Source organism: Streptomyces sp. NPDC052023, from assembly GCF_044548465.1.
In the GTDB taxonomy this organism is placed as follows: Bacteria; Actinomycetota; Actinomycetes; order Streptomycetales; family Streptomycetaceae; genus Streptomyces.
The window spans coordinates 29,602-43,375 of the sequence record NZ_JBIUBW010000029.1 but is presented as its reverse complement, the minus strand read 5'-3'; the positions used below and the strand labels follow the sequence as shown (position 1 = coordinate 43,375).

The following is a 13,774-nucleotide window of genomic DNA, read 5'->3' as shown; positions in this document are numbered from 1 at the left end:
TGTACGCGTTGCGGCGCCCTTCTCAGTCGTTTCAACGCGGGTACCCGATGCGCCTCGTGCCAGGACGGGCCGGTCGCCCGACGGGCCGACCCGGCCTTCTGGCGTGATCCGACGGTCCGGCGAGCCGTGGCCGCATGGGAACTCGGCACTGTCGTCAAGCTGTTCAGGAAGCACACGGGCCTCTCCCAGGCCGGCGTGGCGCGGATGGTCAGCATCGACCAGGCCGAGGTCAGCAGACTGGAACGCGGGCTCAAACAGATCCGCGACCGACGGCAGTTCGTCCAATGGACCGATGCGCTGGGAGTACCGAAGGAGCTGCTCGCGCTCCTACCCACCGCCGATCCTCACACCCCGGACACCACGGGCCAACCGGGAACGGCGGACACCGGAGCCCGTGGGTACGCGGCGCTCCCCGAAGGTCCGGGCCAGCTCCTGTTACCCGCCGGCCGGTCCGTCTCGACAACGGCACTTCCCGTGCTGATCCTTCCCGCGGCCTCCTTCCTCGGGGACAGCCTGAGGCTCGACTCCCGCCCGGAGCTGGATGCCTGGCGCACCATGCCGATGCGTGCGCTCGTCGTCGCAAACCGCACGGTGGCCGGGGCGGTCCGGCAGTTCGTCATCGACGCCCGGCCGAGCGGCGTATGCGCCACCGCCTCCACCCCGGTCGACATCCCCGCCGCGTACGAACTGGATGATCTGACCTACGGCATTCTCTGGGCCGTGTCCGGCTTCGAGGCGGCACTGCTCGGCGACGACCAGCTCCTGCACACCTCGCTGGCGGCGCTCACCGCTTCCTCACGCTTGCCGTTCGCCTCCGACCACGGCCTGACCGAAGTCTCCCGGATGCTGATCGGCTCGGAGGCCGCCGCCCGATACATCCTCGGCCACCGTGACCACCTGGGAGACGCACCCGTCTTCTGGACCAGGGAACAGCACGGCGAGGAGGCCGCCACCTGGCTGTTCTTCCGGCACAAGTACCGCTACCTCGAACGAATGGCTCCCCGGCATCCAAGCGGTACCAGCGGCCGGGGGTTCTGCGTCCCCGACGCTGCGGTCGCCTCCTCGCCCGCGTACGAGCGCGTTCTGCTCTTCCTCGCCATCGCGCTCATGGAGCCGTTCGGCATCCGCACCTGGGTGACCGACGACGCAGGCTTCGCCCACACCGACGGCTTCGCTCTCTCGCATGGACGCCGCGCCGTCATCGCCTCATGGGTACGGACCGAGGGGCCTTCCCATCTCGCGGTCACCTCGCGGTCGGGAGCCCTGCGGAGGTTCGCCGATGTGACGGGCCACGTCAGCCACCACTCGGCCACAGCGGGCGAGCGGGCCGGACAGCGACTCGCGGCAACCGCAGAGTACCTCGGGCTCGACGCCTCCTGGCTCGGTCGACGGTGCGCACAGTTGTCGGCCGTCGGCACGGAGCGGTTCGCCCGGCCGCGGAGCCGGTTGCTGGGCCTCGAAGGGCTCGAGGCCGCCTGCAAGTTCACGGCCGAGCAGCTGATGATCATTCCGCGTACCCGGACCGCGCCGACCCGATAGCCTGCGTGAACCATTCGCGAAGTTGCGCTCGGCGGCGTCCTGACAGGGGAGCAGTGGACATGACGGAGTCGGTCAGGAACGTGGCGGTCTTCTCCCTAGGCGGCACGATCGACATGACCACGGATCCCATCACCGGAGGCGTTGTACCCGCACTCTCGGCCCACGAACTCCTCGCCGCAGTACCCGCCTTGGCCACGAGCGGCATCGGCCTCAAGGTGCGGGACTTCCGACGCCTGCCCGGCGCCTCCCTGACCTTCGAGGACCTCACCGCACTGTCGGCCGCGATCACGGCGGAGCTGGAGACCGAAGACGTCGACGGCGTCGTCATCACCCAGGGCACCGACACCATCGAGGAGACCGCCTACCTCCTCGACCTCTACCACGGCCACGAACAACCGGTCGTCGTCACCGGCGCGATGCGCAACCCCACCCTGCCCGGCGCTGACGGTCCGGCCAACATCCACGCCGCCGTCCTGGCCGCCGCCGACCCCGGCCTCAGCGGAGTCGGCTGCCTCGTCGTACTCGGCGACGAGATCCACTCGGCACGAACCGTCCGCAAATCGCACACCACCAGCCCCGCCGCCTTCACCTCACCGGCGTGCGGCCCGATCGCGCGGATCGCGGAGAACCGGGTGCGTAGGGTGGGGTGCCTGCCGTCCCGTGGACCGCTGGTCCGTGCCCCCGACCGTGCGGCACGCTTCGGGCTCTACACCGCCACCCTCGGCGACGACGGAGCCCTGCTCGACCTGTGGGACGGCAACTGCGACGGGCTCGTAGTCGCGGCCTTCGGCGTCGGCCACGTCCCGGAGCGTCTTGTCGAAGGGCTCACCAAGCTCGCGTCCCGCATCCCTGTGGTACTCGCATCCCGCATCGGCAACAAATCGTCCTGTCCGACACGTACGGCTTCCCCGGCTCCGAGAAGGACCTCCTCGGCCGCGGGCTCATCTGCGCCGGAGACCTTGGCCCTTACCAGGCGCGGCTACTCCTGCACGCTCTGCTCGCCCAGGGCGCCGACGGAGCGACGGTCCGCAAGACCTTTGCTACCGGCGCCGCCCGCTGATCCCACCTCATCAGGAGACCCGCGCATGCGTTCTCACGAGCTGACCGTCGGCCGTACCTTCGGCGTCACCTTCGACCACGGGGAGGACTTCTTCGAGGCGCTGTCCACCTTCTGCCGGGACAACGGCGTACGGCAGGGCTACATCCCCTCGTTCATCGGAGCCTTCGCGGAGGCCGAGATCGTGGGTGCCTGCGAAAAACTCGCGGACCCGGACGCACCCGTCTGGGCGAAGACGTACGTCACCAACGTCGAGGCGTTCGGCGCCGGCACCCTCGCCCATGACCCGGCCACCGGCGAGATACTCCCGCACATCCATGTCTCCGCCGGCCTGAAGGCCCAGTCAGCCGACGGCAGGACAAGCCACCTCCTCAGCGCCAAGGTCCAGTTCCTCAGCGAGCTGATGGTCGTGGAGGTCACGTCGCCCACGATGACCCGGCCCCGGAACCCCGACCTCTACGACGTCCCGCTGCTCACGTTCGGTTGACCGGTAGTAGCCGGCGGAGCCAGTGGTGGGTGGGCGCGATCATGTTGATCGCCTCCGCCAGCCAGGCGCGTGCCGGAGCGTCGAGCAGCGGCAGCACAGCTTCGAAGTCGGTGTTGTCCTTGTCCCGGGTCGCCTTGGCCTTGTAGAAGAGCTGCACCTCGGGCGCGAGATACGGGATGCCCGTCTCGCTCGTTCGCCCGAGTCGGTTGATCGGGAGTCGGATCTCCGGGGTACGCCGCGAGACCCACTGGGTGCCCTCGGCCTCGTCCAGCATGATCTGCACCGACCAGGGCGCCTTCGGCGTGCGGCGGCACCAGATGTCGTGTAGCGGCGGCTGCAGGACCTCTCCCGGACGCCAGGGTCGAAGCTCCCCCTGGCCGGGCGGGTCCGCCACGTACAGGTCCCAGTCGGCCAGCAGTTCACGTACGAGGGCCTGGTCGCGCCGGAGGACGAGGACGTCAAGATCGCCGTGTGCGCGCAGCTCGCGGCCGACCGCGAGTTCGATCGCGTAGCCACCGGCGATCCACCACGGGAAGTCCGCCTTGGCGAAGACCATAGCCACATCCTCGGGGCGATCCGGAACCCAGCGTCCCAACACGTCAGCACTCACCCGCCCATACTCCCAGTGATCAGAGGGGCGGAGGCGAAGGCCGGCGGCGGGCCGGCGGCCTAGCTGGAGCGCCCTGTCGCCCGCTCGCGCCCCCTGCGCTCATAAACGCCCATGAGCATCAGGGACACCGGCATCCATCGTTGAGCGCGTGACTCGCGACCGGCCTCATTGGCTGGTGCTTGAGCCACGATCCTTCCGGGGTCGCGTGCCCGAAGCCAGGTGCTTCCTGCGGCCGTATGCCTCTCAGTGGCGTACTGGCCGCACTTCCGCGACCACGTCGCAGCCCCGGGAGAAGGTCATCGCTGTCACCCACAGGAGGTCCGTCGCCCGATGATCAGCGCGCCATCCGCCGCTCTCGGCCTCGTGTACCGCTGGACCGACCGCACTCTCAACCCGACGGGCGAAGCCCGCGCGGTTCTGCGACGTGTCCTCAAGGACCTGGGGCTGTCCGGGGACGTCGTCAGTGACGGGGTCCTGGCCGTCTCGGAGCTCGTGGCGAACGCGCACGAGCACGCGTGCGGCCCGTACGAGGTGCACGTCCGTTCGGCTGCCGGGAGGTACATCTGCGAGATCCATGACGGGGATCCTCTGCTCCCCGCGGGCCTCTACCGCGGTGACACGTCGTCGTCGGACGCCGAACCGGCCGAGGAGGCGAGCGGGTTGCTCGTCGAGCGTGGACGGGGCCTGCGCATCGTGAACGAGCTGGCCCAGGGGCAGTGGGGGTTCCATGTCACGGGACGTGGTGCCAAGGCCGCCTGGATCGTGCTGGCCACGGCTTCGGTGGCGGTGTCCGAGGGGAAGGATGCTGACGACGCTCGGGCATCCCGTGCCGAGAGCGAACCGAGACACCAGAGAGCTTGACGGTGCATCGGATCCTGTCCGAAGAACCCCGCCAGGACACGACCGGCGAGGCAAGCAGGGTTGCAGAAGGCGCCGAGAGGCGATCCAACGGCGACCTGCCGACCGCACCGTGCCGGTCCGTTTGCGACCCCAGCCGTGCCCGGGTGATCCGGACGACGGCGCCAAGCGACGGCGTCCAACCGCTGACCGAGCCGGCGGATACCTCTCGGTCCGCTATTGCGGTGAACCTGTGCGGACCGGTCAGCGCAGCCCCGCGAACACCACAGCTGCCGCCGTGCCGCCCACGATGGCGCCCACGATCACCTGAGCGGTCGTGTGGTCGCGCAGCGAGACCCGTGACCAGCCGACGGCGGCGACGCCGAGGAAAAGGAGGGCGGCCCACCAGCCGTAGGCGACGGTGATGACGACGGCGACGCCGGAGGCGACGGCGGTGTGGACGCTGACCTTCCACCAGACGGTGACCGCCATGGTCAGTACCAGGCCAGCGATCATGGCGGCGACCAGGGCGACGACCTCGTGGGGCGCGTCGAGCGCCAGGAGCAGGCCCGTGCCCACGAGGACGGAACCGAGGGTGACGAAGAGCGGTATCCACCGCTGGGAGCGGACCTTGAGGTGCTTGTCGGTCCAGTGGCCACGGCGGACGCCGGCGACGATGTAGGCGATCGGCAGGCCGCCGCAGAAGGCGCCGGCCAGCAGGCCCCAGCCCGCACCCGCAAGGGAGTTGGTGGAGTGCCAGCCGATGACCAGCAGGACGCCGATGACCAGGTTGGCGGGCGCCAGGACCTCGGTGATGAGGCGTGCGGAGCGCCGCTCGGCAGGAGCGGTGGCAGTGGGTGGAAGCTGGGTGGTGGTGGTCATGCCGGTGTCTCCTCGAGGTGGGCGCGGAGGAAGTCCTGCGTGGCGCGGGAGCGGTAGGCGGTGCTGAGGGTGGTGAGGGCGCGGACCTCGGTGGCGAGGTCGCGGCCTCCGCTGGCGGGGGGGCATGGGCTCGCCGGAGCCGGTGGCCGTGCCGCGGAGCCGTTCCTCGCGGGCGACGGCGAGCCAGCAGGCCTCGGTGGTGATGTCGGCGTGGGCGCCGATGAAGCCGAGGGAGGTGGCGTGGTCGTAGGCGCGTCCGCGCAGTTCCGCCGGTGCGTGGTCGGCGAGAGTGAGGATCAAGTCGCGGATCTCGATGGTGCGCCGGTACAGCCGGTCGGGCGTACGCAGTGGGTTGGTGGCGTCGGCGGCGCGGCTCGGCGGGGTGTCGAGCCGGGTCTCCGGGACGGCGTCGGTGAGGGTACGCCACAGGGGGTACAGGCTGACGAGCTGCCAGTGGGCCCGGATGCGAGCGAGGACGCGTGGGGCGGCGGGGAGGGTGCTGCCCAGCACGATCAGCAGCAAGGCCAGGAAGAGCAGGCCCGTGCTGAGCGCGTGGCTGACGTGTTCACCGAGCGGACTGCTGCCGACGTAGTTGATGAACAGCACGGCGACGCGGTGGAGGGCGTATACGAGGCCTACGGCGGTGCCAGTGCCGATGAGGATCAGCCCTCGGCCGACGAGTCCGGCGTCGGAGCGGCGCCCCCAGCGGAAGCAGAGCAGCGTGGCGCTCAGCAGGGCGGCGCCGAGGTATGAGGTCCATACGACGCCGTACGCGAGGATCGTGGCATGGTCGGCGTAGTCCGCGAGGAGGTCTTCCGCCTCGTGAGGTTGGGGCGTGGCGAAGAAGCAGGCACCCAGCAGCACGATCGTGACGACGGGCACGGCCTTGTGCAGCCTGGATGGGCGTATTCCGGTCCTCGACTCGGCCATGTCGGCGACGAAGGTCAGGACCGACGCTGCCGCGACGGTCCCGCAGACGTGCTTGATCAGGAACGACAGGTTGGTGACGTGCAGGTGCTCGTCGACTGCCGACGCGGTGGCGACCGGCCGGACCGTCATGGCCACGGCGAGTGCCGCGAAGGCCAGCCAGAGACTGAAACGTTCGGGTCTCCGAAAGGCGGAGCGGGCACGCCAGAGGGTGACGGCCCAGAGCAGAACAGCGGGTATCGCGTCAATCATGTGTGGGGGGAGTCTCAGCTTGACTCTGTCGGGGATCTTGGAGTTGCCGAGGTCAGGTGCCCAGGGTGCGCCAGGACTTCGGCCGGGGTATGTCGCGCTGATCGAGGTAGGTCTGGAAGGCGGTCGGTCGGCGGGGCGTGGGTGTTTCCTCGGTCGGCGGCAGTCCACTGAGGCGCTCGATGTTGATGGCGATGGCGGTCAGGACGTGCTGGATGTGGGCCTTTCCCTGTCCTCGGTAGCGGCAGCGTCGCATGCCGTGTCCGTGGGCGAACTCGTTGACCGTGCCCTCCACTCCGGAGCGGACCGCGTAGCGGGTCTTCCACTCGGGTGTCTGCTGCTCGGTGCGGACGCGGAGTTGCAGGTCGCGGAGTTCTCGTGGCGGAAAGCCGACGGTGCGGTGGCTTTCGCGGGAGGTGGTGCACTGGGCGCGGGCCGGGCAGGGGTGGCACTGGCTCTTGGTGAACCTGGCCACGATCAGCGGGGCCGCGGTGGGTGAGGAGGTCGGGTAGGGGCCGTGCCAGCCCTGGCTGACCTGGCCCTGTGGGCAGGTGACCTGCTGGCGGTCGTAGTCGATGTGGAAGTCGTCGCGGGCGAAGCCCTCGTTCCGGCGGTGTTGGCGGGTGGGGTTGCTCCGGAGTGGCCCGGAGACGGTGACCTGGTGTTCACGGGTGGCTTGTTCCAGGTGGGGCAGGGAGGTGTAGCCGGCGTCGACCAGGTGCTCGGCGGGCAGCAGCCCGCGACGGGCCAGGCGGGTATGGATGCCGGGCAGGACCTGGCTGCCGTGGGTGGTGGCCGCGCTGGTAGCCACGTCCGTGATCACGTTGGGGCCGTCGGGAGCACAGGTCTCAGTCAGGTGAGCGGAGAACCCCTTCCAGCTGATGATGTGTCCGTGCCGTGCGTAGCGGGCCGAGGTGTCGTAGGGAGAGACGATCGTCCGGGACGAGGGCGGCAGCCCGGCCCCGCCTTCCGTCTCGGCGGTGCGCCAGCGCAGGTGTCCTGCGCCGTCACGGTGGTAGTTCTGCACCATGATCTGGCGCAGGGCCTGGATACGAGGGCCGGACGCGCGGTCTGCTCCGTGACGGTCGAGGTGTTCCAGGAGTCGGGCGGCGTCGTTGCCGGTGGCGAGGATCCTGGTCTTGGGCTTGGTGGGGTTCTTGCCCAGGCGGACCGGGCGGCCGTAGCGGAGCCCCCAGTCCTCATCGACCAGGCCGTCCAGCAGGTGAGGAGTGATACTGGCGACTTCTTCCAGTGCGGCACGGACCGCCTCGGTGATCAGCTCCAGGCGGGTCAGATCCCGCACGAAGCCAGGACGTGGGTGGAGTCGGTGCGCTGTGTAGTGCGCTCGCGCACCAGGCCGGCCTCCTTGAGGCGGGACAGCGCGAGGTCGAGGAGGCGGTCAGCACGGTCGCCTTCGGCGAGACGGTCGCGGAAGTCGGCCAGCACGCTGTGGTGGAAGCCGGGATCGTCCAGCTCCAGGGCCATGGCGTACTTGAAGTCGATGCGGCAGCGGACCGCCTCGGCGGCCTGTCGGTCCGACAGGCCGAGCAGGAACTGCAGCAGACAGACGGTGGCCAGTTGAGCAGGCGAGAGGCCCGGACGCCCGTCGCGTGGGTACCAGTCGGCGAAGTCCTCGTCGGACCACAGCCCGTCCAGCCGGTCGCGCACCCATATCGCCGTCGTGCCGCCCGGGTTGCTCGCCCGCGCGACCTGCGCAGTCAGAGGCGGGACTTGCTCACCGGAACGCGGGCGGAGGGACAACGGGCACCTCGACAGCTGCATCGGTCATCGGAACCACCCGAGCATGCCCGTTGACCATGCTGCCGCACCGGGAAACTCCAAGATCCCCGACAGAGTCAAGCTGAGGCAGCCGGGTGCGCCCGCCCCGTGCTGTGCGGCTGGGTCAGGGCTGGAGCAGCGCGAGCAGCTCTCGAACGTCGGCCGCTTCGCTGGTAAGACCAATCTCTTCAAGCAAGCATGCTGCACGCGTGAGATGAGTGGTGGCCTGGCTCGTGTCACCCGCGGTGATCCAGGCGAGGCCGATGGCGCTCAGTGCGTGCGCGTGCAGATCGTGGGCGTTGGCGCGTTCGCACGCTGCCTGGGCCTGCAGGAGATAGGTGATCTGCTGCTGTGGCGTGAGGTCGGTGAGCAACTCGGTGCAGGTCAGCAGGATTGCTGCTTCGTCGCGGGGATTGCCCGCGGTGCGGCGGACGGCTTTGATGGCCCGCTCGCAGACCGCCTGTGCTTCCTCGGGCTGTCCTGATGCCTGGAGTGCGAAGGCTGCTGTGCACAGTGCTTTCGCTTCGCTGGTGGTGTCACCGAGTTGCCGGAACAGCGAGGATGCCTCTTCTGCTGCGGCGCACGCCTCTGCGACGTTCCCCAGCTCCTGATGGTCCCTGGACAGGTTGTTCAGTACCGCGGCCTGCTCTTGCCGGTCTCCACAAGCCCGTTGGACTGCCAGGGCTTCCTGGTGGATCTGTAGGGCGTCAGCAGGTTTCCCTGAATCGTGCAGGGCCGAGCCGAGTCCGTTGAGGGCCTTGCCGCGTTCATTGTGGTTGTCCACTGAGGCGAAGAGTTCGATGGCCCGCCTGTGAGCCAGGACAGCTTCCTCGTAGCGTGAGGCCTCGGTCAGGGCGATGCCAAGATTGTTCCATGCTCCTGCTTCGGCGGCGAGCGCTCCCGCTTGGTGAGCAACGTCGCACGCGATCGTCGTCACGGCGATCAAGTCGTCGAAGTACCCATGCCAGGTGAGGTAGTTGTAGAGGATCACCGGGAGTTGGAGAGCGATGTCCTGGTGCCCGATGGCGGCTGCGGCGCTCACGGATGCGGTGAGATTTACCCGCTCGCTGTCCAGCCAGGCCAGTGCCTCCTCTTGATCGGTGAATGCGCTTGGCGCAGACGAGTGCGTTCCCATGGTGAGGTGGGCACCGGCCGCGAGGGCGGTGGTGGTGTAGTGCTCGAGCAGTCGGCTGCATGCCTGAGCGTGGGGCCCTGCCGCAGCCGGCGCCTCTTCTCCTCCAGTATCGTCTGCTGCGGCCTGCTGGGTGCCGTGGACGAGCTCGGTGGCGAAGTCGCGTACGAGGTCGTGCATCGACCAGCGCCTGTTCACGCAGTCGAGCAGGTGCGCCTGCACGAGAGCGCGGAGCGTGGTGCGCACGGCCGGCAGCGGGCGGGCCGCCAGGACTGCCGCTGCTTCAAGACCGATGTCGGGGCCGGGGTTGAGCGCCAGGAGACGAAAGAGTTCGGCATGATCCGGTGAAAGCCGACGGTAGGAGAGATCGAAGGAGGCACGGACAGCCCGCTCTCCGTCGTCCAGGAGGCTCAGTCGTGACCGGGCCTCGGCGAGTTCGGCCGCGAGCTCGGCGACGGTCTGGTCGGGTTCCAGGATCAGCAGGGCGGCACTGATGTGCAGAGCCAGCGGCAGGTATCCGCACAGGCGGGCCAGTTCCGCAATGCCGTCTTCGGTCTCAAGGACGCGTCGGTCGACGGGGTTGGCTTGCAGCAGGGCATGCCGCAGAAGTGCCGCCGCCGCCTCGGGGCTGAGCACGGCAAGATCCACGAGCCGCGCGCCGAGTGTCGGCAGCGTGTGCCGGGAAGTGATCAGGACCTGGTGCCGACGGCTGCCGGGAAACAGGAGACGGACCTGATCAGCGCTGGCGGCATTGTCGGCCACGATGAGCAGACGCTGCCCCTGGTCGGCCCGGTCTTCCAGTTCGGACCGGTACAACGCTGCCCGCTCCTCAGCCGCTGCAGGAATGCTGGCCGAGTCGACGCCGAGGGCCCGCAGGAGCGCCTCCAGAGCCTGGCCGGGCTGCACTGGTTTGTCGTCGTATCCACGCAGGTCGATGAAGAGGCTGCCGCTGAACCAGCCCGCCTCGGTGGCGGCATGTCCGCAGGCCAGGGCAAGTGCTGTTTTGCCTACACCGGCAAGTCCGGCGACCGAGGTCACCAGCACGGGCGGTAGGACATCATCTGCAGCCGGGGCAGCGATCGGCCCGGACCCGGAGGAGGAGTCCACGTCCTGCTGTGGTGGCACGGCGTGCGGCCGAAGGACCGACAGAACCTGCTCGACCTCTGCATCCCGGCCGCTGAGATTTGAGGGCGCTGCGGGGAGGGAGGCCAGCGCGGTCGGCGCGGGTGCGGCTGGGTGAACAGTGACCGTCAGGGGACTGTAGTCGCCAGTGGTGACCGCGCCGATGCTCCCGGCAGCCGCAACAGAGCGCAGGCCGGACGCCTCCACGCCAGTATCCGGTATCAAGGACTGCCGGTCAGCAGCCGAGTTCTGCGATCCGGATTCTGGTCTGGGCTTCCTCTGCCACGGATTCATGCGCGCGCGTCGTCTCCGGTGATGGCCTCGCCGACCCCGCCGGCCGCTGCGACGCCTCGCTCACCCATCGCCTGCGCTGAACCGGAAGTCCCTGCTGCTGGTGGTGTCACGGGGGGTGTGGTGAGGGTGGCGCGATCGCCGGTAACCGCTCGGCTAATGCTGCCGCCTGCCGCGACGGAGCGCGCTCCCGCCGCTGTCGCAACCACCCCATGGCTCCCGGCAGTTGACGGCCGCAGAAGCGTGTAGCAACTCAGCGCAACTCCGACCAGACCTGCGACCGAACCAGCCACACTCGCCACCTGACCAGCCGTGTCGAGATCGGCCACGGCCGCGACGACGCCCAGCCCCACCGCTGCCAGCCCGCACAGCACCGCCAGCAGCCACACCATAACTCTCGCCCGTCCCGTCACTCCCACATCATCGCACTGGCGACTGACATCCCGGCCGCCCACTGCCCGCCCCCGGCGCCGCACGGGATCCACTACCGCCCGACGACAGGACGTCTGGCCGACTACGCTGAATCGGATTGCTGTTCGTGTGGTCGTCGGTCGAGGTTCCGGCGGCCCCGCGCCGTTCAGGGGGCGGGGTGTGCCCTGTCATGCGACGGCCTTGGCGATCATGCTGGCCCAGGCGAGCGGAGAGCGGCCAGCAGACGGTCAACCGTGCGCCTCCACTGGCGGGATTCCTCGCGCGAGGGGAACCACGCCTTGAGGGTCTGGCGGTCCATATCAGTGAACTCGCGCAGCTTGGCTCCGAGCTCGGTGCGCTCAGCATCACCCCGACGGGCCGCGTAGGACACTGTCTGGGCGAGGTCGTGCAGCCGGTGCGCGGCCCTGTAGTAGGCGACTTGGTGCTCGCTGAGGCGGCGTACGGCGTAACCGCCGCACTTGCTGCAGGGGTCGAAGCTTTCGTTGCCAATCAGGCGTTCGAGGGGGACCAGGTCGTCGTCGTGGTAGAGCCCGTCCTCCGGCCGCCGGTGGGTGCACCCGGGGGAGTGGGCCCGGCCCTCGTACGCGCCGAACGCGTCGGAGGTGTAGACCTGCACACCTGCGAGCGTGCCCAGCGGCAGGCCTGAGCCGCGCTGCCATCCGGAACCGGTGTCGGATGCGAAGGGCTCCAGGTCCAGCTGTTCCATGGCCAGCAGGCCGTGCCAGACGGCGGAGGCGAAGGGGCGGCGTGGATTGCCTTGATCGTCGTATCCGGCAGTGTCCAGCTGACGCAGGTCGGCCAGGCCCTGGGCCAGGGAGAGCGAGCGCAGTGCGTGCCCGGTATCCCGGCCTCGCGCGCACAGCCGCTGTAGCACCCTCTCGCCTTCTGCCACGCTCAGATGACGGCCGAAGTCCTCATGGTGAGGGTCGTGGACCCGGCTGGGCCACACCTCGCCGTCCCGCGTCTCATCCTGGCCGGAGGACGGCGAAGGTGTGAAGAGAGCATCCGGGAGGTCACTCGCTCCGGCGATGATGGTTCCCTGCCATCCTTCGGCGCAGCGCTGCTCCAGGGTGCTCAAGGACACGACCTCAAGGCCGGCGGCGCGGGAGAAGACCGCATACAGCTGCTCCGCGTCCCGCATGGCTGCACGCAGCGCACGCACATGCCCAGCGCTCACCACACGCCTTCGGTGGACGGGAGTGTCGTCGAACACGCCCGGCCCCAGTCCCGCCTTGTCTGCGGCATGCAGGCCTGTTGCCGACGGTGTGGTTCCGGCCGATTCCGGTTCGCTGTAGGAGAGCCCGCTACGCTGCGCAAGCAAGCGTGCGGCCACAGGCTCCGGCACACGCACTGTGATGACGGAGTTCGGCTCCCACACGGTGCTGACCGTGTGCAGAGCGAGGACTCCCAGTTCCCACTCGCCCAGCCGGTCCAGCAGCGAACGGCGGACACCGCGCACGGCAGCGTCATGAGGAAGACGTGCGACCAGTGTCCGCTCGCCGTGCTCGTCACCGACTGCCGACCGGATCTCCCTCTCCCAGCCGGCCATGACCGCTCGTCCGCGCTCCAGGATCTGATCGCGCCCCTTACGGCGGCTGCCCATCCCTTCGACCAGTCGATGCGCCAGAAAGGTGTGCCGCTGCGGGGCATCCCAGGTGTCCGCGACGGCGCTGCTCCAGCGTTGCCACAGCGACACCAGATGCTTGCGCACCTGATCGGGGCCGCCCAGCGGCGTGAACGCCGGGTCCTCGGCCGGGACATCGGGCTCCTCAGCCTGGGCCGCCGCGGCGGCCATCAGCAGCACCTCCCTGTCGACCAGCAAGGCCGCTTGCCCCTGCAGCCCGCGCAGGCGCTCGGCTTTCGCCTCGATCGCCGGCTCGGCCCAGGGCCGCAACCAGGGGAACAGCTCCAGATGCCGGTGTGTACGGTGCAGGCTGGCCAGTGCACCACGCCATTCACGAAACACGGACTCGCGGATCTGCCTGGCCTCTTGCAGAACCTGCCAGGAGCCGTCATCGTCTTCGGCTTCGTCCCGCCCGCAACTGTCGGCCGGTTCGTCGGACACGGGCCGGTACAGGACGGCAGCCGCGTGGCGGATTTCCTCGCCGTCCGGGGAGCTCTCGTCCGTGTCACGGAAGCGATCCAGCTCATGCAGCAGACCGGGCCCGGTCAGCGTGTCCAGGAACACGGCCAGCCCGGTCCCCAGCCTGGCCCAGGAGTTGTACGTCCCGCACTGCGGGCACATCCGCCCCACCACCGCGGCATCCAGATACACAACCCGCTCGTCAGCCTGCGCCGAGCGCAGGTAGGAGCATGACGGTGCGGCGTGCAGCTTCGCCTGCCGGCCCCGGCCGGACCAGTCCGTGATCGGCGTGCCCTCGAACGGGCCGAGCGGTACGTCCGACGCAAGCACACTGTACATCCCGACAG

9 protein-coding genes are annotated in these 13,774 nt (G+C 69.2%); 3 read left to right on the top strand and 6 right to left on the bottom strand.

Features of this window, described 5'->3' with window-relative positions; genetic code table 11:
- Positions 1-126 precede the first annotated feature (126 nt).
- Positions 127-1,539, top strand: a complete 1,413-nt coding sequence (locus ACIHCM_RS34850; protein ID WP_399905179.1) for a helix-turn-helix domain-containing protein — start codon at positions 127-129, stop codon at positions 1,537-1,539.
- Between the two features lie 59 nt (positions 1,540-1,598).
- On the top strand, positions 1,599-3,083 hold the full coding sequence (locus tag ACIHCM_RS34845; protein WP_399905176.1) for a PCC domain-containing protein: 1,485 nt from the start codon (positions 1,599-1,601) through the stop codon (positions 3,081-3,083).
- On the opposite strand, the gene ACIHCM_RS34840 is transcribed toward ACIHCM_RS34845, so the two are convergent.
- The gene (locus ACIHCM_RS34840; RefSeq protein WP_399905173.1) at positions 3,070-3,639 is read right to left on the bottom strand and encodes a nucleotidyltransferase domain-containing protein; all 570 of its coding nucleotides are present in this window, start codon (positions 3,637-3,639) and stop codon (positions 3,070-3,072) included. The two genes, ACIHCM_RS34845 and ACIHCM_RS34840, sit on opposite strands and share 14 nt — an antisense overlap.
- Before the next feature lie 384 nt (positions 3,640-4,023).
- Here ACIHCM_RS34840 and ACIHCM_RS34835 point away from each other — a divergent pair, with 384 nt between their 5' ends.
- Positions 4,024-4,554, top strand: coding sequence for an ATP-binding protein (locus ACIHCM_RS34835; RefSeq protein WP_399905169.1), 531 nt, complete (start codon positions 4,024-4,026; stop codon positions 4,552-4,554).
- 240 nt (positions 4,555-4,794) lie between these two features.
- Here ACIHCM_RS34835 and ACIHCM_RS34830 read toward each other — a convergent pair whose 3' ends face one another.
- The 5 genes from ACIHCM_RS34830 to ACIHCM_RS34810 form a co-directional block, all read right to left on the bottom strand.
- Positions 4,795-6,591: an MAB_1171c family putative transporter gene (locus tag ACIHCM_RS34830; RefSeq protein WP_399905166.1), complete on the bottom strand. Its 1,797-nt coding sequence runs from the start codon at positions 6,589-6,591 to the stop codon at positions 4,795-4,797.
- Positions 6,592-6,643: 52 nt separating this feature from the next.
- On the bottom strand, positions 6,644-7,891 hold the full coding sequence (locus ACIHCM_RS34825; protein ID WP_399905163.1) for a transposase: 1,248 nt from the start codon (positions 7,889-7,891) through the stop codon (positions 6,644-6,646).
- Positions 7,879-8,349, bottom strand: a complete 471-nt coding sequence (locus ACIHCM_RS34820; RefSeq protein ID WP_399905160.1) for a transposase — start codon at positions 8,347-8,349, stop codon at positions 7,879-7,881. Before ACIHCM_RS34820 ends, ACIHCM_RS34825 begins: the two co-directional genes overlap by 13 nt.
- Positions 8,350-8,491: 142 nt before the next feature.
- Positions 8,492-10,543, bottom strand: coding sequence for a tetratricopeptide repeat protein (locus ACIHCM_RS34815; protein ID WP_399905157.1), 2,052 nt, complete (start codon positions 10,541-10,543; stop codon positions 8,492-8,494).
- 988 nt (positions 10,544-11,531) lie between these two features.
- Positions 11,532-13,757 (bottom strand): hypothetical protein, encoded by a 2,226-nt coding sequence (locus ACIHCM_RS34810; RefSeq protein WP_399905155.1) that lies wholly within the window; start codon positions 13,755-13,757, stop codon positions 11,532-11,534.
- Positions 13,758-13,774 lie beyond the last annotated feature (17 nt).

Bases quoted from the DNA above. Each gene is read 5' to 3' on its own strand.
- ACIHCM_RS34840 (WP_399905173.1), bottom strand. From the start codon at position 3,639: ATGGTCTTCGCCAAGGCGGACTTCCCGTGGTGGATCGCCGGTGGCTAC.
- ACIHCM_RS34845 (WP_399905176.1), top strand. From the start codon at position 1,599: ATGACGGAGTCGGTCAGGAACGTGGCGGTCTTCTCCCTAGGCGGCACG.
- ACIHCM_RS34830 (WP_399905166.1), bottom strand. From the start codon at position 6,591: ATGATTGACGCGATACCCGCTGTTCTGCTCTGGGCCGTCACCCTCTGG.
- ACIHCM_RS34835 (WP_399905169.1), top strand. From the start codon at position 4,024: ATGATCAGCGCGCCATCCGCCGCTCTCGGCCTCGTGTACCGCTGGACC.